Raw genomic sequence first — 26,877 nt, 5'->3', positions numbered from 1 at the left:
CCTTCCCCGCAGCCGCCTGGCGAACGCCTTGCCGACGGGCCAGGATGGCGAAACCCGGGGAAGGGGCGGCCCGGCAACCCATTAGGCTGGACCGGTTCTGTCCGGATCGCGCCTGGAGCGTCTCAATGACCACGACGACCTTGCCCGCGTACGACGACGTCGTCGCCCGCTACGAGCCGGTGATCGGCCTGGAGACCCACGTCGAGCTGGGCACGAACACCAAGATGTTCTGCGGCTGCCCGACGGACTTCGGCGGCGAGCCGAACACCCGGGTCTGCCCGGTCTGCCTGGGCCTGCCCGGCTCGCTGCCGGTGGCCAACAAGGCGGCGATCGAGGCGACGATCCGGATCGGCCTGGCGCTCAACTGCTCGATCGCCTCGTGGTGCCGGTTCGCCCGGAAGAACTACTTCTACCCGGACATGCCGAAGAACTTCCAGATCAGCCAGTACGACGAGCCGCTCTGCGTCGACGGCTACCTCGACGTCGAGGTGGGCGGCGAACTGGTGCGCATCGGCATCGAGCGGGTGCACCTGGAGGAGGACACCGGCAAGACCCTGCACGTCGGCGGGGCCACCGGCCGCATCCACGGCGCGACGGAGTCGCTGGTCGACTACAACCGGGCCGGCATCCCGCTCGTGGAGATCGTCACCAAGCCGGTCCCCGGCACGGGGGCGCTGGCCCCCGAGGTGGCCCGCGCGTACGTCACCGAGCTGCGCGACGTGATCCGCTCGCTGGGCGTCTCCGACGTGCGGATGGAGGAGGGGTCGCTGCGCTGCGACGTCAACACCTCCCTCAACCTGCCCGGTCAGGAGTGGGGCACCCGCACCGAGACCAAGAACGTCAACTCGCTGCGCTCGGTGGAGCGGGCGGTCCGCTCGGAGATGCTGCGGCAGGCGTCGGTGCTCGACGCGGGCGGCCGGATCACCCAGGAGACGCGGCACTTCCACGAGGACACCGGCGACACCACCCCGGGCCGGTCCAAGGAGACCGCGACGGACTACCGCTACTTCCCGGAGCCGGACCTGGTGCCGCTCGCCCCGGACGCCGCCTGGGTGGCCGAGCTGAAGGCGGCCCTGCCGGAGCTGCCCCGGCTGCACCGCCGCCGCCTCCAAGAGCAGTGGGGCCTCTCCGACGCCGACATGCAGTCGGTGCTCAACGCGGGCGCGGTCGAGCTGATCGAGGCGACCGTCGCCGCCGGGGCGACCCCCGCCGCCGCCCGCAAGTGGTGGCTGGGCGAGCTGTCCCGCCGGGCCAACGAGACGGGCGTGGAGCTGGCCGACGTCGGGGCCACCCCGGCGCAGGTCGCGGAGCTCCAGGGCCTCGTCGACGCGGGCAAGCTCAACGACAAGCTGGCCCGGGGCGTCCTGGAGGGCGTGGTGGCCGGCGAGGGCTCGCCGACGGAGATCATGACCGCCCGGGGCCTGGAGGTCGTTTCCGACACCGGAGCGCTCACCGCCGCCGTGGACGAGGCGATCTCCGCCAACCCGGACATCGCCGAGAAGATCCGCAGCGGCAAGGTCGCGGCGGCGGGTGCGCTGGTCGGCGCGGTCATGAAGACCACCCGCGGCCAGGCCGACGCGAAGACGGTCCGCGAGCTGATCCTCTCCCGCCTCGGCGCCTGAGACGAAGGAAGGGCCCCTTCCTATACAGAAAGCGTTAGGAAGGGGCCCTTCCTAACACCCACACCCACCCCCACACCCCGCGCGGGGCGTCAACGGCGACGCCCGGATGGAGCAACCCCGTGAACCAGCACGACCTCGACGTCCTCGACGAGATCCAGCGGCGGGTGCTCTGGCTCGCCACCCGTATCGTCGACGCGGCCAACCACGACCGGGACACCGGCGACGGGGTGAAGGTCGGCGGGCACCAGGCGTCCAGCGCGTCGCTGGTCACGGCCATGACCGCGCTGTGGTTCGCCCACCTCGACGCCGCCGACCGGGTCGCGGTGAAGCCGCACGCCTCGCCGGTGTTCCACGCGATCCAATACCTGCTGGGCAACCTCGACCGGTCCTACCTGACGCGGCTGCGCGCCCGGGGCGGCCTCCAGTCGTACCCGTCGCGCACGAAGGACCCCGACGGCGTCGACTTCTCCACCGGCTCCGTCGGCCTCGGCGCCGCCGCGCCGCTGTTCGCCGCCGTCACCCGCCGGTACGTCGACGCGCACTTCGGCGCGCGCCCCCGCTCCCGGTTCGTGGCGCTGATCGGCGACGCCGAGCTGGACGAGGGCAACATCTGGGAGGCCGTCGCCGACCCCGCCACCACGGGCCTGGGCAACGTGATGTGGCTGGTCGACTTCAACCGGCAGTCCCTCGACCGGGTCGTCCCCGGCGTGCGGATCAACCAGTGGCGCGGCCAGTTCGAGGCCGCCGGCTGGCACGTCGTCGAGGTCAAGTACGGCCGCCGGCTCGCGCGGGCGTACGCCCGGCCGGGCGGGGAGGCGCTGCGCGACTGGATCGACGCGATGCCCAACGAGCAGTACCAGTCGCTGTTCGGGCTGGCCGGGCCGGCGCTGCGGGAGCGGTTCTGCGACGGCGCGCCGGCCGGCATCGCCGGGCTGATCGCCGACGTCGCCGACGACGAGCTGGCCCCGCTGGTCACCGACCTGGGCGGGCACGACCTGCAGGCGATGCTCGACGCGTACGCCCAGTGCGACGCGGTCACCGACCGGCCCAGCGTCGTCTTCGCGTACACCGTGAAGGGTTGGGGGTTGCCCATCGCCGGCAATCCCCGCAACCATTCGGCGCTGCTCACCACCGCGCAGGTCGACGCGCTGCGCGCCGCCCACGGCCTGACCCCCGCCACCGAGTGGGACCGCCTCGACCCGGCGTCGCCGGCCGGCATCCGGGCCGGCGCGCGCCGGGAGGCGCTGTCCCGACCGCCGGCCGGGCGGGCACTGCCGGTCGCCGTGCCGGAAACCACGAGGGTACGCGCGAGCAAGCCCGTCTCCACCCAGGAGGTCTTCGGTCGGGTGCTGGTGGAGCTGGCCCGCGACGAGGCCGTCGCCCCCTACCTGGTGACCACCGCGCCCGACGTGGCCACCTCGACGAACCTCGCCGGGTTCATCAACAAGACGGGGGTGTTCGCCCCGACCGAGCAGCGGTCCTGGACGGAGGACCGGATGCTGCGCTGGACCGAGAGCCCCGCCGGGCAGCACATCGAGCTGGGCATCTCGGAGATGAACCTGTTCCTGCTGCTCGGCCAGCTCGGCCTGTCGTGGGACCTGTCGGGGCAGCCGCTGCTGCCGGTCGGCACGGTCTACGACCCGTTCGTGCTGCGCGGCCTCGACGCGTTCCTCTACGGCACCTACTCGGGCTCCCGGTTCGTGGTCGCCGGCACCCCGTCGGGCGTCACCCTCGCTCCCGAGGGCGGCGCGCACCAGTCCACGATCACCGCGTCGGTGGGGCTGGAGCTGCCCGGGGTGACGTTCGTCGAGCCCGCGTACGCGGCCACCCTCGACTGGCTGCTCTGCGACGCCCTCGGGCAGATCGCCGCGGGTGGCACGCCGGCCAGCACGGCCGCGCCGGTGGAGGACGGGGCGTACTACTTCCGGCTCAGCACCCGCCCGATCGACCAGGCGCCCTTCGAGGCGGCCCGGGCCCGGCTGGGCGACGCGGTGCTGCGCCGGCAGGCGGTCGCCGGGGCGTACCGGCTGGTCGACGCGCACGCGGCGCACCCGGAGCTGGCCGACGCGCCGGTGGTGCAGCTCGCCGCCTCCGGCGCGGTGCTGCCGGAGGTGCTGGCCGCCGCCGCCGAGCTGGCCGAGGAGGGCGTGGCCGCGCACGTGGTGGACGTGACCAGCCTGGACCGCCTCTACCGGGCGTGGCAGCGCACGCTGCGCCAGGGGGTGCGGACGGCCACCGTGCCGAGCGTGCCGGGGGCGCTGCGGTCGGCGTTCGTCGACCGGGTGCCGGTGGTGACGGTGCACGACGCCGCGTCGCACGCGATGGCCTGGCTCGGCTCGGCCGTGGGCGCCCCGGCGGTGCCGCTGGGCGTGGACGAGTTCGGCCAGTCGGGCAGCGTCCGCGAGCTGTACGAGCTGCACGACCTGCTGCCCGGCAGCATCGTCAACGCGGCCCTGGCCGCCCTGTCGCTGCGCTGACCCCGCCCCCCGCCGCCCGCCCCGACCCGGGCCCGCCCTCAGCGGGTCGGGGTCGGGGTGACCGGCACCGGGTCGCCGGCCTTCGGGTTCTGCACCACGTGCCGTTCCAGGTTGACCTGCGCCTGCCCGGTCCCCCCGACGGTGATGTCGTCGTACGCCTGGAGCAGCTTGTCCTTGTCGAAGTAGAGCACCGTCATCGAGAGCGGGGTGGGCTTCTCACCCTCCAGGCCGCGCAGCCCCGCGCCGCCGGTGGACCCCTCCACCATCAGCTGCGTCGGCATCTGGCCCGGCACCTGCGGCAGCTTGGAGATCTGCCGGGCGTGGGTGTGCCCGGCGAGCACCAGCGGGCAGGTGCCCGACAGGGGGCCGGCCGACGCCGGGTCGTGCACCAGTGCGATGTTCACCGGCCTCGGCGACTTGCGCACGGTGGCGGCGAGCTGGTCGCCGGCCCCGATCACCTGGTTGGCGACCTCGCTGGTCAGGCCGCTGCCGGCCGGGGAGGTCTCCTTGTCGGGGGTGAACCGCGGGTCGCCGATGCCGGCGATGGTCAGCCCGGCGACGGTGGTGGTCGAGTTGTTCAGCACGATCGCGTTGGGCTGCTGGGCCACCGCCGCGGCCGTCTTGCCCGAGTCGTGGTTGCCCCGGATGTAGACGTACGGCTTCTTGAGCAGGCCGATCGAGCCGACGAACGACGCCTCGGGCTCGCTGCCCCAGTCGGTGATGTCGCCGGTGTCGATCACCACGTCGATGCCGAACTGCTCCACGACCGTGCGGATGAGCTGCCAGCCCGTCGGGTTGAGGTGCATGTCGGAGACGTGCAGGACCCGGGTGGTGCCGGGGGCTGGCTCGTACACCGGCAGCGCGGAGACGGTGGTGTAGAGCTGGCTGACGTTGCCGACGAGGCGCTGGAGCTGCTCGGCGTACTTGGTGTAGTCGTTGGCGATCCGCCGGGCGTCACCGACGATCGCGGGCGCGTTGACCAGCAGCCCCTCGTACCGGGGCTCCTCGATCGCCTGCGGCCGGATGGTGGAGGCGGCCAGGCCGAGACTGCCGGCGGTGACCAGCAGCGACAGCCCGCCCGCCCAGGCGGTGCGCCGGGTGTCGCGGAACACCAGCCCGGCGAGGACGAGGGTGACCAGCACCGCCGCGCCGACGGTGCGCAGCCCGAGGCGCAGCACCCCGTTGCGGACGTCGGTGACGGCGGACTGGCTGGCCCGGCTGATGCTCGCCGGGTCGTCGATCAGCGCCTCGGTGCGCCGCTGGTCGAGGGCCCCCAGGCCGACGGTGAGGTGGGTGGGCCCGTCGTGGCTGTCGAGCTGGAGCGCGCCCAGCGGCGGGATGTCGACGGTGGTGCCGCCCTCCAGCGAAGGCGTGATGCTCAGCTCCGCGCGGAACGGCCCGATGTCGGTGTGCACCCGCCCGCCGGCGAGGGTGCCGATGACCGCCCCGGCCAGGGCGATCACCAGGACGGCGAGGACCACCCCCGCCCGGCGGACCCGGCCGCGCCCGGCCCTGCGGGGCACGGCTTCGCCGGCGCTGCGCTCTTCGTTCTCCTGCCCGTCCATGCTGAGATTCTGACCTGCCCAGTGAAGGATCTTGGCAAACCCGGGATTCCGGCCCTGCTGGCGGCGGCGGGTCAGCTGCGGCCCGCGCCGCCGTCGGTGAAGACGAGCCGCAGGATCCGGTCGTCCTCGGGGGCCGGCTGGCCCCGCCCGTCGTGGTTGGAGGTGGTGACCCAGATCGACCCGTCCGGGGCGGCGATCGCGCCGCGCAGCCGGCCGTACCGGCGGGTCAGCAGCTCCCGGGGCTGGCCGAGCACGGCGCCGGTGTCGGTCAGCTCGACCAGCCACAGCCGCTGCCCGCGCAGGCAGGCGGTGACCAGCAGCCGCTCGGCCGCCGCGAGCCCCGAGCAGGAGGCGTCGGAGGTGGGCCACTGCACCAGCGGGTCGGCGTACCGGCTGTCGTCGGCCTGGCCCTCGACCTGGGGCCAGCCGTAGTTGCCGCCCTTGGTGACCTGGTTGATCTCGTCCCAGGTGTTCTGGCCGAACTCGACGGCGTACATCCGCTTGCCGGCGTCCCAGGCCAGGCCCTGCACGTTGCGGTGGCCCAGGGACCAGACGGGGGAGCCGGCGAACGGGTTGCCCGGGGCCGGCTTGCCGGCGGTGGTGATCCGCAGGATCTTGCCGCCCAGGTTCTTCTGGTCCTGCGCGGCCTCCCGGTTGCCGGCGTCGCCGGTGCTCGCGTAGAGGAAGCCGTCCGGGCCGAAGGCGAGCCCGCCGCCGTTGTGGATGCCGGCCTTGGGGATGCCGGTCAGGATCGGGGTGGGCGCCCCGTCCAGGTCCAGCTTGACGATCCGGTTGTCGTTCGCGGCGGTGTGGTAGACGAAGATCGTCTGGTCGGTCGCGTAGTCGGGGGAGACCGCGATCCCCATGAGCCCGCCCTCGCCGCCGGGCACCACGCCCGGCACCGTCCGCACCGGAGTGACCGTCAGCCCCTCGCGCCCGGACCCGGGGCCGACCTGGAGGATCCGGCCGCTGTCGCGCTCGGTGACCAGCGCCCCGCCGTCGGGCAGGAACGCCATGCCCCACGGCACCCGCAGCCCCTTGGCCAGCACCGTGGTGACCACCTGCTGACCGGCCCCGGCGGGCGCGGAGACAGACGGGGTGGGCAGGTTGGGCGGCTCGCCGGCCGGGTCCGGCTCCGGCTCGCCGAAGCTGCACCCGGCGGCGGCCAGCAGCAGCGCCGCGCAGGACGCCGCGACGACCGCCCGCAGCGGGCTCTTGCGGTGGTACGGGGCACCGGTGCTCACCCGGCCCAGCCTAGCCGCCCCGGCCGTGCCGCGACGGGGCCCGCACCGGCTATCGTCGGCGTTCGTGAAGGTCTGGATCCCGCACCCCGCCGGCCGCGCCCTCCTCGGCGAGGTGCCGCCCGGGGTGACCGTCGAGGTGGCCGAGGACCCGTCGCGGCTGCCCTCCGGGGTGGCCGGCGTCCGGTTCTGGGTGCCGCCGTTCCTCTCCGGCGTGGACGCCACCGCCCTGCTCGGGGAGCTGCCCGACCTGCGGGTGGTGCAGCTCCTCTCGGCCGGCGCGGACGCCTGGGCGGGCCGGGTGCCGCCCGGGGTGACGCTCTGCGACGCGCGGGGCGTGCACGACGTCGGCACGGCCGAGTGGGTGGTCGCCGCGATCCTGTCCCAGGTGCGCGGCTTCCCCGACTTCGCCGTCGCCCGGTCCCGCCGCGAGTGGGCGTACGACCGGCTCTGCCCGACCGACGAGCTGGCCGGCAAGCGGGTGCTGATCGTCGGGGCGGGGTCGATCGGCGCGGCGGTGCGGGCCCGGCTGGCCCCGTTCGAGGTGACGTTCACCCTGGTCGCCCGGACGGCCCGCCCCGCCGAGGGGGTGCACGGCGTCGACGAGCTGCCCGCGCTGCTGCCCGCGGCCGACGTGGTGGTGCTGCTGGTGCCGCTGACCGACGCGACGCGCGGCCTGGTCGACGAGAAGTTCCTCGCCGCGATGCCCGACGGCGCGCTGCTGGTCAACGCCGCGCGCGGCCCGGTGGCCCGCACCGACGCGCTGGTCGCCGAGCTGGCCGCCGGGCGGCTGCGGGCCGCCCTGGACGTCACCGACCCGGAGCCGCTGCCCGCCGACCACCCGCTGTGGGAGCTGCCGAACGTGCTGCTCACCCCGCACGTCGCCGGCTCGGTGCGCGGGCTGCTGCCCCGGGCGTACCGGCTGGTGGCCGAGCAGGTCCGGCGCTTCGCCGCGGGCGAGCCGCTGGCGAACGCGGTGACGGACGGCTACTGACCCGCCGGCCCGGGGGGACGGCTCAGGCGGCCCGGCCGGGCAGGGGCTGGCCGGTGACCGCGACGAGCCGGGGCAGCTCGCTGCCGCGCACCCCGGGCAGCACGACCAGCTCGCCGTCGTCGAGCCGGGCGACCGCCCGGCCCCGGGCGTCGACGCCCAGCTCGACGACCCGGTCCCAGGTGACGCGCCGCTGCCCGGCGAGCGCGCGCAGGCGCAGCTCGCGGGCGTCGGCCTCGGTGCCGGCCCGCCAGGCCCAGACGCCGACCGCCAGCGGCACGAGCAGCACGGGCAGGAAATACCACCCGGCGCTGGCCAGCGGCAGGGCCCCGATGAAGGCGATCACCGCCGCGACCAGGATCGCCTGGTGGTGGCGGAAGCGGACGGTCTCGGTACGCACCCGGAGATGATCCCACCCGGCCGGTGCGACCCGCCGGCCGGGCGTCGGGCGGCCGGCGGGACGCAGTGACCCGAATCACGCCCACCCGGTCCGCCGCGCCCGCGTCCGGCGGTGACGATGAATCGTTCTCCCGTGTTGGGCGGTTCCATCCGCCGCGCCGCGCCACGACGTCGGCGGACCCGTCCGCCGGGTGGCACCGCCGATCATCCCGGTCCGGCGACCGCAACCGCCGTGCCGGGCCGCACCGCCCTACCGCACCCGCCCGTGCCCCCTCACGAAGGCGACCGCCGTGCCCGACGCGTACCCCTCAGGTGTTCCCCGCCTGCGCCCCGCCGACCTGCTGGTGCTGGCGGTGGTGGCGCTGCTCCTCCTCGCCGGGCTGGCCGGCGCGGGCCCGCCGCTGGCCGTGGTGGCGCTCGCCGGTGCCGCCGGCAGCGCCCTCGCCGGGGCCCGGCTGTCCCGGCTGGTCGTCCCGGCCAGCGGCGACGACCCCGCCGGGGACGGCGGCGACCGGCCCGGCCCGTGGCGTGGCCCGCGGGTGCGGCCCGCCGCCGGGCTGCTCCACGCGGCGGTGCTCACCGTCGGGCTGACCGTCGCCGTGCTGCCCCTGGTCGCCGCCGGCCTGCGCGTCGCCGTCGGCGCGGCGGGGCTCGGCCTGGCCGCCGTGCTGCACACCGTCGGGCTGCTCCTGCTGCCCGGCCGGGCCCGGCTGGCGGCGCGCGCCCGGGTGCGGCACGCGACGGACATCGTCAGCCTGGGCCTGAGTCTGCACTTCGCCGCCTGGGTGCTGATGCCGACGGCGCAGGCCCCGCTCGCCGCCCGGATCGCGGTGGCGTCCGGCGGGTTCGGCTTCGCGGCGGTCGGCGTGGCGGCGCTGGCCGACTGGCGACGCCGCCCGGGCGCGGCGGTCTGCCTCCTGGGCACCGGGGCCGCCCAGTTCGGCCTGCTCGCGCTGATCGTCCTGCTGGCCTACGGCGCGCCGGACCGGGCGGCCCTGGCGACCGCGCCGCCCCTGGTGGCCGGGGTGCTGCTCACCGCCGCCGGGGTCCGGCGGGTGGCCGCCGGCGACCCGAGGCGGGCGGGCGGCCCGCCGCCGGTCTGGCCCCGGGTGAGCGCGCCCGCGGGCATCGCCACCGTGGCCGCCGCCGGGCACCTGGCCGTCTACGGCGGGTTCACCACCGGCATGGTCGTGCTCGGGCTGGCGGTGATCCCTCCGCTGGTCGTCCGGGAGCTGATCTCCGCCACCGACAACCGCCGGTACGCCGGCCGGCTCGCCGCGCAGGAGGCGCACTTCCGTGCCCTGGTCTCCGGCGGCAACGACCTGATCCTGCTGCTGGACGGCGCGCTGCGGGTGCGTTGGCAGTCCCCGGCGGCGGCCCGGCTCTTCGCCCTCACCGACGCCGACGTGCTCGGCCGGCACTTCGCGGACCTGCTGCATCCCGACGACGCGCCGCAGGCCGCGCGGCTGCTCGACCGGGTGCTCGCGGGCGACCGGCCGACGCTGCTGCCGGCCCGGATGCGCGACGGGCACGGGGCGTGGCGGGAGACCGAGTCCACGGTGAGCGACCAGCGTGGGGTGCCCGAGGTCCATGCGCTCGTGCTGCACGTGCGCGACGTCGGCGAGCGCCGCCGGCTGGAACGCGCGGTGCACCAGCTCGCCGCGACCGACCAGCTCACCGGGCTGGCCAACCGGCAGGAGCTGCTGCGCGAGCTGCGCGCCCGTCGGGACCGGTCGGGGGCGCTGCTGGTGGTCGACCTGCACGGCCTGGGCGTGGTCAACGACGGCCGCGGGCACGCGTTCGGCGACACGGTCGTCGTCGAGGTGGCCCGCCGGCTGCGCGCCGTGGCCGGCCCGGAGGACCTGGTGGCCCGGCTGGTGGGCGACGAGTTCGCGGTGCTCACCGACGCGGGCCCGGTGCTCGCGTACGGGCTGGGCAACCGGCTGCTGGCGGCGCTGGCGGAGCCGTACCGGATGGCGGGTGACGACGAGGTCCGGTTGCAGGCCAACATCGGCCTGGCCGAGGTCCGCGGCGCGGGGCCCGACGACGTGCTGCGCCAGGCGGACCTGGCCCGCCGCCGGGCCGCCCAGCTCGGGCGGGACCGCATCGAGTGGTACGACGCGTACCTGGAGGAGCAGCTGGTGCGGCGGCTCGACCTGGAGCGGGAGCTGCCCGGCGCGGTGGCCCGGGGCGAGCTGGACCTGGTCTACCAGCCGGTGCTGGGGCTGGCCGACCGGCTGCCGGTGGGCACGGAGGCGCTGCTGCGCTGGCGCAGCCCGGTGCTGGGCACGGTGCTGCCGGCCGAGCTGCTGCCGGTCGCCGAGGACCTGGACCTGATCGGCGAGGTGGGCCGCTGGGTGCTGGACCGCGCGTGCCGCCAGCTCGCCGACTGGTCGGCCGGCGACCGGCGGCTGTGGATGTCGGTGAACGTCACCCCGGGGGAGCTGACCGCGCCGGACTTCCTCCGCCGCACGGCGGCGGTGCTGGCCGCCCACGGGGTCCCGGCGGACCGGCTGGTGGTCGAGGTGGCCGAGCCCCGCGTCGGCCCGGAGCTGCCGGCGGTGGTGGCCCGGCTCGCCGGGCTGCGGTCGCTCGGCGTCCGCACGGCCCTGGACGGCTTCCGGGCCGAGCACGCCTCGCTGGCCCAGCTCCGCCGGCTCCCGGTCGACCTGTTGAAGCTGGCCCCGGCGGCGGCGTCCGCGCACCGGCCCGGTGGGGCCGGCATGGGCGGTCCGGCCGGCGGGGCCGGCATGGGCGGTGCGGCCGGCGCGACCTGTCCGGCCGGCGCGGCGGGAGGGACCGGCGCGGCCGGCGCGGTCCGGCCGCCGCTGACGGACGTGGTGGTCGGCCTCGGCCAACGGCTCGGCCTGGAGGTGGTCGCGGCGGCGCTGGAGACCCCGGCGCAGGTCGACGCGGCGGCGCGGGCCGGCTGCCGGTACGGGCAGGGCCACGCGCTGGCCCGCCCGGCGACCGCCGAGCGGGTGGAGGCGTACCTCGAGGAGTTCCCGTCGGCCTCGCGCTGACCGCTGAACCGGTTAAGTCTCCCCGGCTCACCGTGCCCGGGGCGGCGCGGTGCTGCCCCGGGGGGTGAGGTGCGCCGTCTCGCCCTGCACGCCGCTGACCGGCTCGCCCGCGATCACCTGGAGCAGCTGCCGGGCGGCGTGCGCGCCGTACGCGGGGATGTCCCGGCCCAGCGCCGTGAGCGGCGGGTGCACGAGCTGGCACAGGGGTGAGTCGTCCCAGGCGACGATGGACAGGTCGCCGGGGACCGTCAGGCCCATCTCCTGGGCCACGGACAGGCCCGCCACCGCCATCACGTCGTTGTCGTAGATGACGGCGGTGGGGCGGTGCGGGGAGCTGAGCAGCCGGCGGGTGGCCCGCGCCCCCTCCTCGCCGGTGTAGTCCGACCAGACGGTGACCGACTCGTCGAGCCCGAGCCGGGCGCACGCCTCGGTGAAGGCGTCGCTGCGGACCTCGGTGTGCAGCAGCGAGGGCAGCCCGCCGACCCGGGCGATGCGGCGGTGCCCCAGGGCGACCAGGTATTCCACGGTCTCCACCAGCGCCGTGGCGTCGTCGGACCAGACGTGGGCCAGCCCGCCGGTGTGCCCGGGACCGCCGATCACCACGGCGGGCAGTTGCAGCTCCTCCAGCGCCGGCACCCGCCGGTCGTCGGTGCGCAGGTCGCAGACGAATACCCCGTCGACGCGGCGCTCGGCCCACCAGCGGCGGTAGACCGCGATCTCGGCGTCGGGGTCGGCGACCACCTGGAGGGTCAGCGCGTACGAGCGGGCGGACAGCTCGGCCTCGACGCCGCTGATCAGCTCCATGAAGAACGGCTCGATGCCGAGTATCCGGGCCGGGCGGCACAGGGCGAGGCCCACGGCGTTGGCGCTGGCGCCGGAGAGCGCCCGGGCGGCGCTGCTCGGGCTGAACCCGATCTCCGCGGCGATGGCCAGGATGCGCTGGCGGGTCGCCTCGGAGACGCCGGGCTGCCCGTTCAGCGCGTACGAGACCGCGCCCTTGGAGACCCCGGCCCGCCGCGCGACGTCGGCGATGGTCGGCCGCTTCACCGGCGTGTTCCTCCACTTGCTCGGCCCGCCCCCGTGGCGGGTGCACGCTGCCGGGGTGGCCGGCGGCCCTCACGCTACTGCAACCGGCCCGGCCGCCGAGCGGCACCGGGGCCCGTGCGCGGCGCGGCCCCGGGGCGGCGCTTGCGCGGTTAAGCCCCGCGAGACGCCGACAAGTTACGGAAAAGGCACCTGGTTAACCGGCCGTTGACACTGGTGAAGCCGGCCCGTACGGTGGCGTCACTTATCCGGTTCAGTCGACGTCTCTCGATGTCGGGAGCGTTCCACCATGCTCGGAGGATGACATGAGACGGTCCTGGAGCCACTGGGCCCGCGCGGTCGCCGTGGGGGCGGTCGGCCTGACCCTGGTGGCCGCGTGCAGCGGCCGGAGCACCACCGGCGGCGGCGACGCGGATGGCGGCACGGTCACCCTGAAGATCAATTTCTGGGGCGACTTCGGGCTCCAGGACCTCAAGACCAGGTACGAGGCCGCGCACCCCGACGTCAGGATCCAGCTCAACTCGGGCGAGTACAACGCCCAGCACGAGGACCTCCAGAAGAAGCTCGTCGCCGGCTCGGGCGCGGCGGACATCGCCGCCATCGACGAGGGCTACGCCGTGCAGTTCCGCAGCCAGTCCGACAAGTTCGTCAACCTGCTGGACAAGGGCGCCGGGTCGTTCGAGAGCAAGTACCTGCCCTGGAAGTGGAAGCAGACGCTCTCCGCCGACGGCAGGACCCAGATCGGCCTCGGCACCGACGTCGGCGGCCTGGCCATGTGCTACCGCACCGACCTCTTCAAGGCCGCCGGGCTGCCCACCGACCGCGACCAGGTCTCCGCGCTGTGGCCCACCTGGGACAGGTTCATCGAGGTCGGCCAGCAGTACACCGGCGCGACGGGGAAGAAGTTCATCGACTCGGGCACGAACCTGTTCAACCCGATCCTCGGCCAGCAGCAGGCCGGCTTCTACGACGAGCAGGAGCAGCTCCGGATGGACGGCGGCCCCAAGGTCGCCTTCGACTACACCGTCAAGGCGCTCCAGGCCGGCATCTCCGCCAAGCTCGTCAGCTTCCAGGCCGACTGGGACAAGGGCTTCACCAGCGGCGCGTTCGCCGTCCTCGCCTGCCCGGCGTGGATGCTCGGCCACATCAAGGACACCGCCCCCGGCACCGAGGGCAAGTGGGACATCGCGGCCGTGCCCGGCGGCGGCGGCAACTGGGGCGGCTCGTTCCTGACCATCCCCAAGCAGAGCAGGCACGTCGACGAGGCGTACGAGCTGCTGGAGTGGCTGGTCCAGCCGGAGCAGCAGATCGAGATCTTCAAGAAGGTCGGCAACCTGCCGTCGCAGCCGGCCCTCTACGCCGACCCGGCGATCGCCGAGTTCAAGAACCCGTTCTTCACCGACGCCCCGGTCGGGCAGATCTTCCCGAAGATGGCGCAGGGCCTCACCCCGCAGTACCAGGGCAGGAAGAACGGCCCGACGCGGGTGAACGTGGAGAACGTCATCCGACGGGTGGAGAACGGGACGCTCAAGCCGGACGCCGCCTGGGCCGAGGCGGTCAAGGAGGCCGAGAAGGCCAGCAGGTCCTGACATGCCCGACACCCGGCGGCTCACCTGGCGCGACCGGCTGTACCGCTTCGACATGCGCTACCTGCCGTACCTGATGATCGCGCCCTTCTTCCTGCTGTTCGCCGTCTTCGGCCTGTTCCCGTTGCTGTTCAACGGCGTGGTGGCGCTGCGCAACTACGAGCTGGACGACCCGACGCTGCCGTACTGGGCCGGGCTCGACAACTTCACCCGGCTCGCCGGCGACGAGGACTTCTGGAACGCCCTCTACAACACCTTCGGCATCTTCCTGCTCTCCTCGGTGCCGCAACTGCTGCTCGCCCTGGTGCTCGCCTCGCTGCTCAACCGCAGGCTGCGCGCCCAGACCTGGTGGCGGGTCGGCGTCCTGCTGCCGTACGTCACGCCGATCGTCGCCTCCACGATGGTGTTCAGCGTCTTCTTCTCCCGCGACTTCGGCCTGGCCAACTGGCTGCTCGGCCCGTTCGGCGGTGGCGACGCGCCGATCGACTGGCGGGCCGACAAGCTGCACTCCTGGATCGCCGTCGCCACCATGGTCAACTGGAAGTGGATCGGCTACAACGCGCTGCTCTACCTGGCGGCGATGCAGTCCATCCCCCGCGACGTCTACGAGGCGGCGGCCATCGACGGCGCGGGCCCGTGGAAGCAGCTCTGGCGGATCACCGTGCCGATGATCCAGCCGGTCGTCGTGTTCACCGTCGTGCTCTCCACCATCGGCGGGCTCCAGCTCTTCACCGAGCCGATGCTGTTCGACCTCAACGCGCAGGCGGCCACCGGCGGCCCGAACGGCGAGTGGCAGACCATCGCCCAGCTCATCTACAAGGTGGGCTGGAAGGACCTCAACCTCGGCTACGCCGCCGCGATGTCCTGGGCCCTGTTCCTGATCATCCTCGTCATCGCCGGCATCAACACCTGGCTGACGAGCCGCCTGTCCGGAGGCCGCACATGAGCGTCGACACCGCGCGCAGGCCAGTCGCGCAGGTCCCCGCGCCCCGGGGCCGGCGGGCCCGGCTGATGGGCCGCGCCCCGCAGGACACTCCGGCGGGCCTCGGCACGTACCTGCTGCTGGCCGTGACGATCCTCTTCTCGGTCTTCCCGCTGTACTGGATGTTCGTCATCGCCACCAGCGACGACGAGGCCCTCGCGATGATCCCCCCGGCGGTCGTGCCCGGCGACCGGTTCCTGGTCAACCTGGAGGAGGTCTTCTCCCTCCAGGACGTCTTCTTCGCCGCCGGCCTGATCAACAGTCTCGTCGTCTCCACCGTGGTCACCGCCTCGGTGCTGTTCTTCTGCTCGCTGGCCGGCTTCGCGTTCGCCAAGCTGCGGTTCAAGGGCAGCGGCTGGCTGATGCTGTTCGTGGTGCTCACCCTCACCGTGCCCAACCAGCTCGGCATCGTGGCGCTCTACATCGTGATGGGCAAGCTCGGCTGGAACGGCACCCTGCTCGCCGTCGTCGCGCCCGGCCTGGTCACCGCGTTCGGCGTGTTCTACATGCGCCAGTTCATCGTCAACTCCGTCCCCGACGAGCTGGTCGAGTCGGCGCGGGTGGACGGCGCGACCACCATGCGGATCTACCGGAGCATGGTGCTGCCGGCGATCCGGCCCGCCCTCGCGGTGCTCGGCCTGCTGACGTTCGTGGCCACCTGGAACGACTTCCAGTGGCCGCTGATCACGCTCAGCGGCACCGACTTCCCCACCTCGATGGTGGCCATCTCCGACCTGGCCAGCGGCAACTACGTGATCTACCGGCGGGTGCTGGCCGGCGCGTTCGTCGCCACGATCCCCCTGTTGGTCATGCTGTTCGTCGGCGGGCGTCAGATCGTCCGCGGAATCATGGAAGGCGCGGTGAAGTCGTGATCCGGCAATCGTTGCACGAGGGTTGGCTGCTGCGGGCCGTCGCCGGCGGCCAGGCGCCGCCGCAGGTGGCGGGCCGGTCGGTCCCGGCGAGCGTGCCCGGCTGCGTGCACACCGACCTGCTCGCCGCCGGGCTGATCCCCGACCCCTACCTCGACGACAACGAGACGGCGCTGGCGTGGATCGGGCGCACCGACTGGGTCTACGAGACCACGTTCGACGCGCCGGCCGGCGACGCCGACCGGGTCGACCTGGTCTGCGCCGGCCTCGACACGGTCGCCACGCTCGCCGTCAACGGCGTCGAGGTCGGCCGATCCGAGAACATGCACCGCGGCTACCGCTTCGCCGTGGCGGACGCGCTGCGGCCGGGGGCCAACACGCTGACCGTCCGGTTCGACTCGCCCTACCGCTACGCCGAGGCGCACCGGGACCGGCTCGGCGACCGGCCCAACGCGTACCCCGAGCCCTTCCACTTCATCCGCAAGACGGCCTGCAACTTCGGCTGGGACTGGGGGCCGACGCTCGTCACCGCCGGCATCTGGCAGGACATCGGCCTGCACGCCTGGTCCACGGCCCGGCTCGCGACGGTCCGGCCGCTGGTCACCGTCGCCGACGGTGTCGGCCGAGTCGAGGTGGCCGTCGAGGTCGAGCGCGCCGCCGCCGGGCAGGCCACCTCCGCCGGGCAGGCCGCCGACGGGCCGGTCACCGTCCGCGCCACGGTGGCCGGGGCCGCCGCCGAGGCCGTCGTCGCGGCGGGGGAGCGCACGGCCGCGCTGACCGTCGAGGTCCGCGACCCCGCGCTGTGGTGGCCCCGGGGGTACGGTGACCAGCCGCTGCACCCCCTCGACGTGACCCTGCACGCCGCCGACGGCCGGGAGCTGGACGCCTGGTCCCGCCGGATCGGCTTCCGCACCGTGCGCCTGGACACCGCGCCCGACGCGCACGGCTCCGCGTTCACGCTGGTCGTGAACGACGTGCCGGTGTTCGTCCGGGGGGCCAACTGGATCCCCGACGACGCGTTCCCCGACCGGGTCACCCGGGCGCGGCTGGCGCACCGCTTCGACCAGGCCGTCGGGGCGAACATCAACCTGCTGCGCGTCTGGGGCGGCGGCCGGTACGAGTCGGAGGACTTCTACGAGCTGGCCGACTCCCTCGGGCTGCTGGTGCAGCAGGACTTCCTGTTCGCCTGCGCGGCCTACCCGGAGGAGGAGCCGTTCCGCTCCGAGGTGGAGGCCGAGGCGCGCGAACAGGTCACCCGGCTGGCCGCCCACCCGTCGCTGGTGCTGTGGACGGGCAACAACGAGAACATCTGGGCCTGGCACGACTGGGGCTGGCAGGAGCGCCTCGCCGGCCGCACCTGGGGCCGGGGCTACTACCTGGAGCTGCTGCCGGCGATCGTCGCCGAGCTGGACCCGACCCGCCCGTACTGGCCGGGCAGCCCCTGGTCGGGCACCGAGGACGTCCACCCCAACGACCCGGCGCGCGGCAGCATGCACATCTGGGACGTGTGGAACACCGACGACTACCCGAAGTACCGCGAGTACCTGCCCCGGTTCGTCGCCGAGTTCGGCTACCAGGCGCCCCCGGCGTACGCGACGCTGCGCCGGGCCATCTCCGACGACCCGCTCGCCCCCGACTCGCCGGGGATGGCCCACCACCAGAAGGCCATCGACGGCGACGCGAAGCTCCGGCGGGGCCTGGACGCGCACCTGCCCCCGCCGGCCGACTTCGCCGAGTGGCACTACTTCACGCAGCTCAACCAGGCCCGCGCCATCCAGCTCGGGGTGGAGCACTTCCGCTCGCACCGGCCGGTGTGCATGGGCGCCATCGTGTGGCAGCTCAACGACTGCTGGCCCGTCACCTCCTGGGCGGCCGTCGACGGCGACGGCCGGCGCAAACCCCTGTGGTACGCGCTGCGCCGCGCGTACGCCGACCGGCTGCTCACCGTCCAGCCCCGCGACGGCGGGCTGGCGCTGGTGGCCGTCAACGAGACCGGGCAGCCGTGGCGGGCCCCCGCCGCCGTCACCCGGGTCACGGCGGACGGCGAGCCGAGGGCGAAGTCGGCGTACGACCTCGACGTGCCCGCGTACGGGAAGGTGGAGCTGGCGCTGCCGGCGGACCTGGCCCGGCCGGAGGAGCCCCGGCGGGAGCTGCTGGTCGCCGAGGCGGGCGACGCCGGGCGGGCGTTCTGGTTCTTCGCCGAGGACCGCGACGCCGACTGGCCGGCGGCGGAGTACGGCGCCACGGTCGAGCAGGTCGACGGCGGGCAGCGGGTATGCGTCACCGCCCGCACGTTCCTGCGCGACCTGACCCTGTTCCCGGACCGGCTCGACCCGGCCGCCGAGGTCGACGAGGCCCTGGTGACGCTGTTGCCGGGGGAGTCGGCGACGTTCACGGTGCGGGCCCCGCGCCCGCTGCCCGCGGCGGCCCTCACCGCCCGCCCCGTCCTGCGCACGGTGAACTGAGGTGCAAGGAGGGGCCCCTTGTTAACGCTTTCTGTATAGGAAGGGGCCCCTCCAATCACCCCGCAGGCGCTTGACAGCAGCCGAGTGCATGCACGAGAGTCGATGCGTTCCCGAGGTGCGGCGGCGCGCGCCTTTCCCCTTTCCCCGAAGGGCCTGCGCGATGCCGCTCCCGCTCGACCGCCGCCGCCTGCTGCGCCTCGGCGGCGCCACCCTCCTCGCCCCCGCCGTCACCGGCCTCGGCCAGCCGGCCCGGGCCGCCGCCGGCCCTGGGCTGCCCAGCGCCGGGTCGCCCGCCGCCGGCCGGCCCGCCCGCACCGCCGCCACGGTCGCCGCCGACCTGGTCGTCTACGGCGCGACGTCGGCCGGGATCATGGCCGCCGTGCAGATGCGCCGGCTGGGGGGCACCGCGCTGATCGTGGAGCCGGGCGGCCACGTCGGCGGGCTGACCACCGGCGGCCTCGGCTACACCGACAGCGGCACCAGCGCCGCCATCGGCGGCCTCGCCGGGGAGTTCTACCGCCGGGTCCACGCGAAGTACGCCGGCACGGCCGTCACCCCCACCTCCCCGATGCGGCTGGTCTTCGAGCCGCACGTCGTCGCCGCCGTCTTCGCCGACCTGCTCGCCGAGCACGCGATCCCGGTCCACCTCGACGCCCGGCTCGCCGCCGTGACCCGCGCGGGCGACCGGCTCACCGGCCTGGCCACCGACGACGGGCGGATCTTCGCGGGCGGCATGTTCGTCGACGCCACGTACGAGGGCGACCTGATGGCGGCGGCCGGGGTGCCGTACACGGTGGGCCGGGAGGCCAACTCGGTGTACGGCGAGACGCTCAACGGGGTGCAGCTGCGCGGGGCGCACCAGTTCACCCTGCCCGTCGACCCGTACGTGACGCCGGGCAACCCCGCGAGCGGCCTGCTGCCCGGCATCTCCGCCGCACCCGTCGCGCCCAACGGCACCGGCGACGACCGGATCCAGGCGTACAACTTCCGGATGTGCCTCACCCGGGCCGCCGACCGGATCCCGTTCCCGAAGCCGGCCGGCTACGACCCGGCCGACTACGAGCTGCTGCTGCGCTACGTGCAGGCCGGCTACACCGGCCCGTTCTTCACCACCCAGAGCGTCGGCGGCGGCAAGACCGACTCCAACAACACCGGCGCGTTCTCCACCGACTTCATCGGGGCCGGCTACGCGTACCCGACGGCCACCTGGGCGCAGCGGGACAGCATGGTGGCCGAGCACCGGGCGTACCAGCAGGGTCTGCTGTGGTTCCTGGCCAACGACCCCCGGCTGCCGGCGTCGGTCCGGGCCGACACCGCCGCCTGGGGTCTGGCCGCCGACGAGTTCACCGCCACCGGCGGCTGGCCACCCCAGTTGTACGTCCGCGAGGCGCGGCGGATGCTCGCCGACTACGTGATGACCGAGCGGGACTGCCGGGGCGCGGTGCGGGTCGCCGACTCGGTCGGCCTGGCCAGCTACACGATGGACTCGCACAACTGCCAGCGCGTGGTGGTGAACGGGGTGGTCAAGAACGAGGGCGACGTGCAGGTGGGGGTGCCGGGGCCGTACCCGGTCAGCTACCGGTCGATCGTGCCCGCGCAGGGGCAGTGCGCGAACCTGTTCGTCCCGGTCTGCCTGGCGGCCAGCCACATCGCGTACGGCTCGATCCGGATGGAGCCGGTCTTCATGATCCTCGCCCAGTCCGCCGCGACGGCGGCGAAGCTGGCCCTCGACGCGGGCGTGCCGGCGCAGCGGGTCGACGTCGGCGCCCTCCAGGCCCGGCTGCGCGCCGACGGGCAGATCCTCACCTGGCCGCCCGCCGCCGAGGGCGAGATCGTGGTCGACAACCGCGCCGCCGGGGTGACCCGGGGTGGGGTCTGGGTGGGCAGCACCCACGTCGGCGGCTACTACGGCACCGACTACGAGCACGACGGCAACACCGGCAAGGGCGTCAACCGGCTGCGGTTCACCCCGGCGTTGCCGGCCGCCGGCACGTGGACGGTCCAGCTGCGCTGGACGGCCGATCCGAACCGGGCGAGCAACGTGCCGGTGGACGTGGCGCACGCCGGGGGCGTGACCACCCGCACGGTCGACCAGCGCGGCTCGGGCGGGCAGTGGGTGTCGCTCGGGGCGTACGAGTTCGCGGCGGGGTCGGCGGGCAGCGTGCTGATCCGCACGGAGGGCACCGACGGGTACGTGGTGGCCGACGCCGTCCGGTTCGTCCCGGCGGCCTGAGGGGGGCGTCCCCGCTCTTCGACTTGAAGATTTCTGCAAGTGTTAAAGTCTTCACGTATGGGTCGTCGAGCGGGGAGTCCCCAGGTGTCCGTGCCGCTGTACCAGGCCAAGGCCGAGCTGTTCCGCACCCTCGGGCACCCCGTGCGCATCCGCGTGCTCGAACTGCTCCAGGACGGGCCGAAGCCCGTCCGCGACCTGCTCCTCGCCATCGACGTCGAGGCGTCCAACCTCTCCCAGCAGCTCGCCGTGCTGCGCCGCGCAGGCATGGTCGCCTCCCACCGCGACGGCCCCCTGGTCGTGTACTCCCTCAGCACCCCCGACGTGGCCGACCTGCTGGCCGCCGGGCGGCGCATCCTCGGCGCGGTCCTCACCGACCGCGACGCCCTCCTCGACGAGCTGCGCGCCGACTCCGTGCCGGCTGCCGGCTCGGCTCCGGCCGCCAGCGGGGAGGTCGGCTCGCGGCCCGGTGCGGGCCGGTGAGCGCCGCCACAGCCGCGATGACCGCCGTCCGCGACCGCGTCCTCGGCCTGCTGCCCGGCCGCGCCGACTGGCACGCCGTACGCCGCTCGCCCCGCCGCGACCTGCTCGCCGGCCTCACCGTGGCCATCGTCGCCCTGCCGCTGGCCCTCGCCTTCGGCGTCACCTCCGGGCTCGGCGCGCAGGCCGGGCTGGTCACCGCCGTCGTCGCCGGCGCCGTGGCCGCCGTCTTCGGCGGCTCCAACCTCCAGGTCTCCGGCCCCACCGGCGCGATGACCGTGGTCCTGGTGCCCGTGGTGCAGCAGTTCGGCCCGACCGGGGTGCTGATGGTCGGCGCGCTGGCCGGCCTCCTGCTGATCGCCCTCGCGCTGGCCCGCCTCGGCCGCTACGTCCGCTATCTGCCGACCCCCGTCATCGAGGGCTTCACCGCCGGCATCGCCGTGGTCATCGCCCTGCAACAGGTGCCCGCCGCGCTCGGCGTGACAGACGCGCACGGCGAGCGGGTGTGGGCGGTGGCCGCCGACGCGGTCGCCCGGTTCGTCGTACACCCCCGGCCGGCGGCCCTCGCGGTGGCCCTCGGCGTCGCGGCGCTGATGCTGCTCGGCGGCCGCTGGCGGCCCGGCGTGCCGTTCTCCCTGGTCGGGGTCGCCGCCGCGACGATCCTCGCGGAGGCCGCGCCGGTCGACCTGGTCCGCATCGGCGCGCTGCCGCAGGGGCTGCCCGCGCCGTCGCTGGGCTTCCTCGACCCCGGCGCGGTCGGCGTGCTGCTGCCCTCCGCGCTCGCCGTCGCCGCCCTCGCCGCACTGGAGAGCCTGCTGTCGGCCACCGTCGCCGACGGCATGACCGTCGGCGAGCGGCACGACCCGGACCGGGAGCTGTTCGGGCAGGGGCTGGCCAACCTCGCCTCCCCGCTGTTCGGCGGCATCCCGGCCACCGCCGCCATCGCCCGCACCGCGGTCAACGTGCGCGCCGGGGCGTCGTCGAAGCTGGCCGCGCTGACCCACGCCGTCGCGCTCGCCGCGATCGTGCTGGCCGCCGCGCCGCTCGTCGGCCGCATTCCCCTCGCGGCGCTCGCCGGGGTGCTGCTCGCCACCACCGTACGGATGGTCGAGGCCGCCTCGCTCCTGGCCCTGGCCCGCGCCACCCGGGGCGACGCGCTGGTGCTGGTGCTCACCTTCGCCGTCACCGTGATGTGGGACCTGGTGACCGCCGTGGCCGTCGGCATCGCCGTGGCGGTCGTGATCGCGCTGCGCGCGGTGGCCCGCAGCGCCAGGCTGGAGCAGGTGCCCCTCGACCGGGGCGAGCACAGCGCCGAGGAGCACGCGCTGCTCGACGAGCACATCGTGGCGTACCGGCTGGACGGGCCCCTCTTCTTCGCCGCCGCGCACACCTTCCTGCTCCAGCTCTCCGACGTCGCCGACGTGCGGGTGGTCATCCTGCGGATGTCCCGGGTCTCGGCGCTGGACGCCACCGGGGCACACGTGCTGGGCGACGCGATCCGGCGGCTGCGGGGCCGGGGGATCACCGTGCTGCTCTCCGGCATCACCCCCGGCCACGACCAGGTGCTCGCCACCCTCGGGGTGGCCGACGAGCTGCGCCGCGACGGGCTGGTCTTCCCGGACACCCCGGCGGCCATCGCGTACGCCCGGGGCCTGCTGCGGGGCGCGCCCACCGCCTGACGGCCCCTGACGGCTTTGACGGCCCCTGCCGGCCCCTGACGGCTTTGGCGGCCGCTGACGGTCGCCGCGTCGATCAGCCCGCGCCGACGCCCGCGTCGACGCCCGCGCCGGTCACGCGCAGAGCGGCGTGCTGGTGTACGTCACGCCGCCGTAGATGACCTCGCCGACCGCGCAGATCACCGAGTTGTCGCCGTAGAGCTGGTCGCCGTAGTACTGCGCGCCGGTGCCGCCGTACCACGGCGTCGACTTGTACGGGCTCTCCCGGTAGGCGCTGACCTTGACGCTGTTCGGGGTCACCCGGTTGTTGATCCGGCCCCAGTTGGTGCCGCAGGATGCGCTGTAGCGCAGCTCCACCACGGCCAGCGTCGTCGCGCCCTTCATGATGTACGCCGGCTGGCTGGTCGCGTTGCGGGCGTCGGCCGAGCAGCCGGTGCTGATCGGGTCGCTGCCGTCGCAGCCGGAGGAGGGGCAGGCGGCGCTCGCCGGGCTCGCCACGAGCAGGCTGGCGGCGGCCAGGGCACCGGCGGCCACGACGGCCAGCGCCCGGCGGGCGGCCCTCGGCGTACGGGATGCGGTAGTCATCTTTCCTCCACAGTGGATAGCCGATCTTCGGCGATGAATCGACCTCCATCTCTACCTTCCGCGGGCGGTCGTCTCTACGCTGTGTGGCGCTGGACAATCAATGCCGGCGCTGGTCAATCAATCCGAGGAGCCAGGATGGCCCGGGCGGAGCGCCCCCTCGACCCCGACGCCGACCCCGTGCAGGCCTTCGCCGCCGAGCTGCGCAGGCTGCGCGAGCAGGCCGGACGGCCCACCTACCAGGCGCTGGCCCGCCGGGCCCACCGCTCGTCCAGCTCGTTGTCCGAGGCGGCCGGCGGGCGGAGGCTGCCCACCCTCGACACCACCCTCGCATACGTCCGCGCGCTCGGCGGCGACGAGGCGGCCTGGGCCCGCCGCTGGCGGCAGGTCGCCGCAGCCGCGCCCGCGACTGCCGTGGCCGGTGCGCCGAGCGTGGCCGGTGCTCCGAGCGCCGCCGCGACCGGTGGTTCGGGCGCTGTCGTGGCCGGGGCTCCGGGTGCTGCCGCGACCCATGGCTCAGGCGTTGTCGTGGCCGGTGGCGGTCCCGGAGCTGTCGCCGGGGCGGCCGGGCCGCCCGCCGAGGCGCTGCCGCCCCCGGCACCGGTTGACCGGTCCCGCCGCCGGCTGCTGCTCCCCGCCGCCGGCGCGGGGCTGCTGCTGGCACTCGTCGTCGGGCTCGCGTCGCTCGGCTGGCGCTCCGCGGACCGCCCGCCGCCCGCCCCCACCTCGCCGGCGGGGGCCGGGTCGCCGACGTCCACCGGGCCCGCTCCGGCCGTCGAGGTGCGCGACGGGGCGGACCCGAAGGACGCCGGCTGCGCCGCCGACCCCGCCGTGGCCACCGTGGACAGCGCCGCCGTGCTGGTCGACGAGCGGGTCGTCGGCATGGTGGAGCTGCGCTACTCGCCCGCCTGCGGGGCGAGCTGGCCCCGGTTCATGCCGGCCCCGGCGGGCACCCCGACCGTGCCCCGCCCGGCGCGGGTGGTGCTGACCGTCACCGACGGCGACGCCCCGGCCCGCAGCCGGGACTTCACCATCGACTACGCCGGCATCTCGTCCTACGGCAACCTGCTGACCAGCACCCGGAGCTGTGTCTGGGCCGAGGTGCGGATCACCGGCGACGGCTGGACGTCGCCGCCGGGGCGCACGGGCTGCTACCGGGGCGCCACCCAGGTCCGCCCGATCCCCTGACCGACGTCATGTCGGGGACATGGGGCTATCCCGCGCCCAGGACACCCCCATCTCCCCGACATGACGTTGGATAGCCTCATGAACGGCAACGACAAGAGCGGTGCGGCCACCGTCGCGGAACTCGCCGAGCAGCTCCGGCGGTTCGCGGACGAGCGGGACTGGCAGCGGTTCCACACGCCGAAGAACCTGGCGATGGCGCTGGCGGGCGAGGTCGGCGAGCTGCTGGCCGAGTTGCAGTGGCTGACGCCCGACGAGTCGGTCCACCTGATGGCCGACGCGGAGCTGGGTGGCCGCGTTCGCGCCGAGATCGGTGATGTCATGATCTACCTGACCCGGCTGGCCGATGTGCTGGGAATCGATCTGCTCTCGGCGGCGGACGACAAGCTGGCGGAGGCGGCCCGGCGGTACCCGGCGGACGTGGTGCGGGGGTCGGCCGCCAAGGCGCCGCGCGCGTAGCCCGCATTCGATCCGGCTGGGTAGGGTTCCGGGACGAAGAGCGGCCCGCGCGCGAGGGCCCGCCCGGAACCTTGTGCTGCCCGGAGGCGTTCCCCATGTCGGCGTACCGTTCGTCTGCTGCTGGTCTGCTGCGCCTCGCCGCCGACGACACACTGGTCGAGGTGCTGGCGGAGCGGCTCAGGAGCGGCGGCCACGGGGTGGCGCCCGCCGAGAAGCGGGCCTGGGCGCGCAGCCTGCCGGTGCTGGCGCAGGACCTCGTCGACGCAGGTCTCGGCCAGGTCGAGGTGCTGGTGGAGTACCAGCTCCCGCTGACCAGCCGCCGCGTCGACGCGGTCCTGGCGGGGTCCGACCCGCGCACCGGGGACGACTCGTACCTCGTGGTGGAGCTCAAGCAGTGGAGCTACGCCACGGCCTACGAGGACTCCGACACCCTGGTGGCCGTCGAAAACGTCCGGGGGCCGCGGCTGCACCCCGGGATCCAGGTCGCCGACTACTGCCGCTACCTCACCGATTTCCTCGGCGTCCTCGGGCGGGCGCCGCAGCGCCTGCACGGGGCGGCGTACCTGCACAACGCGGTGGACCGGGACGTGGCCGACCTGCTCGACCGGCCGGCCACCGAGCAGAGCCGGATCTTCACCGGGCAGCGCCGGGGCCGGTGGCTCGACCACCTGCGCGGCCGGTTCGCCGCCGGCTCGGGAGCGGGCGCGGCCGACCGCTTCCTGGCCAGCACCGTACGTCCCAGCCGGCACCTGCTGGCGTACGCGGCGGCGGAGCTGAAGGAACGGTCGAACTTCACCCTCCTCGACGAGCAGCACGTGGCGTACGAGCTGGTCATGCATGCCGTGGAGCGGGCCCGGACGGCGAACCGCAAGCGGGCCGTGGTGGTGGCCGGCGGGCCGGGCAGCGGCAAGAGCGTGATCGCCCTGTCGGTCCTCGGCGAGCTGGCCCGCCAGGACCGGTCGGTGCTGCACGCCACCGGCTCCCGGTCGTTCACCCAGACCCTGCGCCGCTACGCGGGGCGTGGGTCCACCCGCCTGCAGAGCATGTTCAAGTATTTCAACAGCTTCATGGACGCCGGCACCAACGACATCGAGGTGCTGATCTGCGACGAGGCGCACCGGGTGCGCGAGACGTCGGTGAACCGCTACACGACGAAGGCGCGCCGCGACCGGGCCCGGCCGCAGTTGGAGGAACTCGTCTCCGTCGCCCGGGTGCCGGTCTTCCTCCTCGACGAGCACCAGGTGGTCAAGCCCGGTGAGCTGGGTAACGTCGAGGTCATCTCGGCGTTCGCGGAGAAGCTGGGGCTGGAGGTCGACGTCGTCTCGCTGCACGACCAGTTCCGCTGCGGCGGCAGCGAGGCGTACGAGCAGTGGGTCCTGGACCTGCTCGGCCTCGACGGCGGCGACCCGACGGTGTGGTCCGGCGACGGCCGGTTCGACGTGCGGGTCGTCGACTCGCCGCAGGAGTTGGAGGAGTGGCTCGCCGACCGGCAGGCGGACGGCGGCACGGCCAGGATGTCGGCCGGCTACTGCTGGCCGTGGAGCGACCCGAGGCCGGACGGCACGCTGGTGCCGGACGTGACGGTCGGCGGCTGGGCCCGGCCGTGGAACGTCAAGAGCGACCGCAGCGTCGGCGACGCCCCGGGCAGCGCGTACTGGGCCACCGATCCGAACGGCTTCGGGCAGGTCGGCTGCGTCTACACCGCGCAGGGCTTCGAGTACGACTGGTCGGGCGTCATCATCGGCCCGGACCTGGTGGCCCGGGACGGTCGGCTGGTGACCCGGCGGGAGGAGTCGAGGGATCCGGCGTTCCGCAGCCGCAAGGCGGTCAGCGACGAGGAGGCGGACCGGCTCATCCGCAACACGTACAAGGTGCTGTTGACGCGGGGGATGCGGGGCACGGTGCTGTACGCGACGGACCCGGAGACGCGTGAGTACCTGAGTGGGCTGGTGCGGGTGGAGCAGCCGCCGGTGGTCCGTTTCGCGCGAGATGCCGGGTAGC

19 protein-coding genes are annotated in these 26,877 nt (G+C 74.6%); 14 read left to right on the top strand and 5 right to left on the bottom strand.

The annotated features are described in order from the left end of the window. Positions 1-125 precede the first annotated feature (125 nt). Both gatB and HDA31_RS22305 read left to right on the top strand, forming a co-directional pair. The gene (gene gatB / locus HDA31_RS22310; RefSeq protein WP_178063720.1) at positions 126-1,622 is read left to right on the top strand and encodes an Asp-tRNA(Asn)/Glu-tRNA(Gln) amidotransferase subunit GatB; all 1,497 of its coding nucleotides are present in this window, start codon (positions 126-128) and stop codon (positions 1,620-1,622) included. A 119-nt stretch (positions 1,623-1,741) separates the two neighbouring features. After that, complete coding sequence (locus tag HDA31_RS22305) at positions 1,742-4,099, top strand: thiamine pyrophosphate-binding protein (protein WP_178063721.1); 2,358 nt, start codon at positions 1,742-1,744, stop codon at positions 4,097-4,099. 38 nt (positions 4,100-4,137) lie between these two features. Here the strand turns inward: HDA31_RS22305 and HDA31_RS22300 are convergent, their stop codons facing one another. After that, positions 4,138-5,664 (bottom strand): metallophosphoesterase, encoded by a 1,527-nt coding sequence (locus HDA31_RS22300; RefSeq protein WP_178063722.1) that lies wholly within the window; start codon positions 5,662-5,664, stop codon positions 4,138-4,140. A 71-nt stretch (positions 5,665-5,735) separates the two neighbouring features. After that, entirely contained in the window at positions 5,736-6,917 is a 1,182-nt protein-coding gene (locus HDA31_RS22295) for a PQQ-dependent sugar dehydrogenase (RefSeq protein WP_376701461.1), read from the bottom strand. 55 nt (positions 6,918-6,972) lie between these two features. Here HDA31_RS22295 and HDA31_RS22290 point away from each other — a divergent pair, with 55 nt between their 5' ends. Further along, the gene (locus HDA31_RS22290) at positions 6,973-7,899 is read left to right on the top strand and encodes a 2-hydroxyacid dehydrogenase (RefSeq protein WP_178063724.1); all 927 of its coding nucleotides are present in this window, start codon (positions 6,973-6,975) and stop codon (positions 7,897-7,899) included. Between the two features lie 22 nt (positions 7,900-7,921). Here the strand turns inward: HDA31_RS22290 and HDA31_RS22285 are convergent, their stop codons facing one another. Then, positions 7,922-8,296: a PH domain-containing protein gene (locus tag HDA31_RS22285; protein ID WP_178063725.1), complete on the bottom strand. Its 375-nt coding sequence runs from the start codon at positions 8,294-8,296 to the stop codon at positions 7,922-7,924. A gap of 790 nt (positions 8,297-9,086) precedes the next feature. Here HDA31_RS22285 and HDA31_RS22280 point away from each other — a divergent pair. Beyond that, complete coding sequence (locus HDA31_RS22280) at positions 9,087-11,318, top strand: putative bifunctional diguanylate cyclase/phosphodiesterase (RefSeq protein ID WP_246384654.1); 2,232 nt, start codon at positions 9,087-9,089, stop codon at positions 11,316-11,318. Between the two features lie 27 nt (positions 11,319-11,345). Here HDA31_RS22280 and HDA31_RS22275 read toward each other — a convergent pair whose 3' ends face one another. Beyond that, entirely contained in the window at positions 11,346-12,365 is a 1,020-nt protein-coding gene (locus HDA31_RS22275) for a LacI family DNA-binding transcriptional regulator (RefSeq protein WP_074473747.1), read from the bottom strand. Between the two features lie 302 nt (positions 12,366-12,667). Between HDA31_RS22275 and HDA31_RS22270 the strand changes: the two genes are divergently transcribed. The 7 genes from HDA31_RS22270 to HDA31_RS22240 all read left to right on the top strand — a co-directional run bounded on the left by HDA31_RS22270 (position 12,668) and on the right by HDA31_RS22240 (position 22,653). After that, a complete protein-coding gene (locus tag HDA31_RS22270; RefSeq protein ID WP_178063726.1) occupies positions 12,668-13,951 on the top strand; it encodes an ABC transporter substrate-binding protein in 1,284 nt (427 codons plus the stop codon). 1 nt (position 13,952) lies between these two features. Beyond that, the gene (locus HDA31_RS22265) at positions 13,953-14,894 is read left to right on the top strand and encodes a carbohydrate ABC transporter permease (protein WP_178063727.1); all 942 of its coding nucleotides are present in this window, start codon (positions 13,953-13,955) and stop codon (positions 14,892-14,894) included. Between the two features lie 65 nt (positions 14,895-14,959). Continuing rightward, positions 14,960-15,802 (top strand): carbohydrate ABC transporter permease, encoded by an 843-nt coding sequence (locus HDA31_RS22260; RefSeq protein ID WP_246384655.1) that lies wholly within the window; start codon positions 14,960-14,962, stop codon positions 15,800-15,802. Further along, complete coding sequence (locus HDA31_RS22255; RefSeq protein WP_178063729.1) at positions 15,799-18,264, top strand: glycoside hydrolase family 2 protein; 2,466 nt, start codon at positions 15,799-15,801, stop codon at positions 18,262-18,264. Before HDA31_RS22260 ends, HDA31_RS22255 begins: the two co-directional genes overlap by 4 nt. A gap of 160 nt (positions 18,265-18,424) precedes the next feature. Continuing rightward, on the top strand, positions 18,425-20,497 hold the full coding sequence (locus tag HDA31_RS22250; RefSeq protein ID WP_178063730.1) for an FAD-dependent oxidoreductase: 2,073 nt from the start codon (positions 18,425-18,427) through the stop codon (positions 20,495-20,497). A gap of 84 nt (positions 20,498-20,581) precedes the next feature. Beyond that, positions 20,582-20,977, top strand: coding sequence for an ArsR/SmtB family transcription factor (locus tag HDA31_RS22245; protein ID WP_246384468.1), 396 nt, complete (start codon positions 20,582-20,584; stop codon positions 20,975-20,977). A gap of 17 nt (positions 20,978-20,994) precedes the next feature. Then, the gene (locus HDA31_RS22240) at positions 20,995-22,653 is read left to right on the top strand and encodes a SulP family inorganic anion transporter (RefSeq protein WP_178067148.1); all 1,659 of its coding nucleotides are present in this window, start codon (positions 20,995-20,997) and stop codon (positions 22,651-22,653) included. A gap of 111 nt (positions 22,654-22,764) precedes the next feature. Here HDA31_RS22240 and HDA31_RS22235 read toward each other — a convergent pair whose 3' ends face one another. Then, positions 22,765-23,235 carry a DUF2690 domain-containing protein gene (locus tag HDA31_RS22235; RefSeq protein ID WP_178063731.1) on the bottom strand — a complete coding sequence of 157 codons (471 nt, stop codon included), beginning with the start codon at positions 23,233-23,235 and terminating at the stop codon, positions 22,765-22,767. Positions 23,236-23,370: 135 nt separating this feature from the next. On the opposite strand from HDA31_RS22235, the gene HDA31_RS22230 reads away from it, so the two are divergent. From HDA31_RS22230 to HDA31_RS22220, 3 genes are all read left to right on the top strand, one after another. Continuing rightward, the gene (locus HDA31_RS22230) at positions 23,371-24,420 is read left to right on the top strand and encodes a helix-turn-helix domain-containing protein (protein ID WP_178063732.1); all 1,050 of its coding nucleotides are present in this window, start codon (positions 23,371-23,373) and stop codon (positions 24,418-24,420) included. Between the two features lie 78 nt (positions 24,421-24,498). Continuing rightward, a complete protein-coding gene (locus HDA31_RS22225) occupies positions 24,499-24,876 on the top strand; it encodes a nucleotide pyrophosphohydrolase (RefSeq protein ID WP_178063733.1) in 378 nt (125 codons plus the stop codon). A 95-nt stretch (positions 24,877-24,971) separates the two neighbouring features. Next, positions 24,972-26,876 (top strand): DUF2075 domain-containing protein, encoded by a 1,905-nt coding sequence (locus tag HDA31_RS22220; protein WP_178063734.1) that lies wholly within the window; start codon positions 24,972-24,974, stop codon positions 26,874-26,876. The last annotated feature ends 1 nt before the right edge of the window (position 26,877 follow it).

This window comes from Micromonospora carbonacea, assembly GCF_014205165.1.
GTDB lineage: Bacteria > Actinomycetota > Actinomycetes > Mycobacteriales > Micromonosporaceae > Micromonospora > Micromonospora carbonacea.
Note: the sequence above shows the minus strand (reverse complement) of the source record. Positions and strands in the feature narration are given on the sequence as shown.

Coding starts and splice junctions, on each gene's coding strand:
- HDA31_RS22220 (WP_178063734.1), top strand. CDS start 24,972: ATGTCGGCGTACCGTTCGTCTGCTGCTGGTCTGCTGCGCCTCGCCGCC.
- HDA31_RS22230 (WP_178063732.1), top strand. CDS start 23,371: ATGGCCCGGGCGGAGCGCCCCCTCGACCCCGACGCCGACCCCGTGCAG.
- gatB (WP_178063720.1), top strand. CDS start 126: ATGACCACGACGACCTTGCCCGCGTACGACGACGTCGTCGCCCGCTAC.
- HDA31_RS22260 (WP_246384655.1), top strand. CDS start 14,960: ATGGGCCGCGCCCCGCAGGACACTCCGGCGGGCCTCGGCACGTACCTG.
- HDA31_RS22225 (WP_178063733.1), top strand. CDS start 24,499: ATGAACGGCAACGACAAGAGCGGTGCGGCCACCGTCGCGGAACTCGCC.
- HDA31_RS22240 (WP_178067148.1), top strand. CDS start 20,995: ATGACCGCCGTCCGCGACCGCGTCCTCGGCCTGCTGCCCGGCCGCGCC.
- HDA31_RS22280 (WP_246384654.1), top strand. CDS start 9,087: ATGCCGACGGCGCAGGCCCCGCTCGCCGCCCGGATCGCGGTGGCGTCC.
- HDA31_RS22235 (WP_178063731.1), bottom strand. CDS start 23,235: ATGACTACCGCATCCCGTACGCCGAGGGCCGCCCGCCGGGCGCTGGCC.
- HDA31_RS22265 (WP_178063727.1), top strand. CDS start 13,953: ATGCCCGACACCCGGCGGCTCACCTGGCGCGACCGGCTGTACCGCTTC.
- HDA31_RS22300 (WP_178063722.1), bottom strand. CDS start 5,664: ATGGACGGGCAGGAGAACGAAGAGCGCAGCGCCGGCGAAGCCGTGCCC.
- HDA31_RS22270 (WP_178063726.1), top strand. CDS start 12,668: ATGAGACGGTCCTGGAGCCACTGGGCCCGCGCGGTCGCCGTGGGGGCG.
- HDA31_RS22250 (WP_178063730.1), top strand. CDS start 18,425: ATGCCGCTCCCGCTCGACCGCCGCCGCCTGCTGCGCCTCGGCGGCGCC.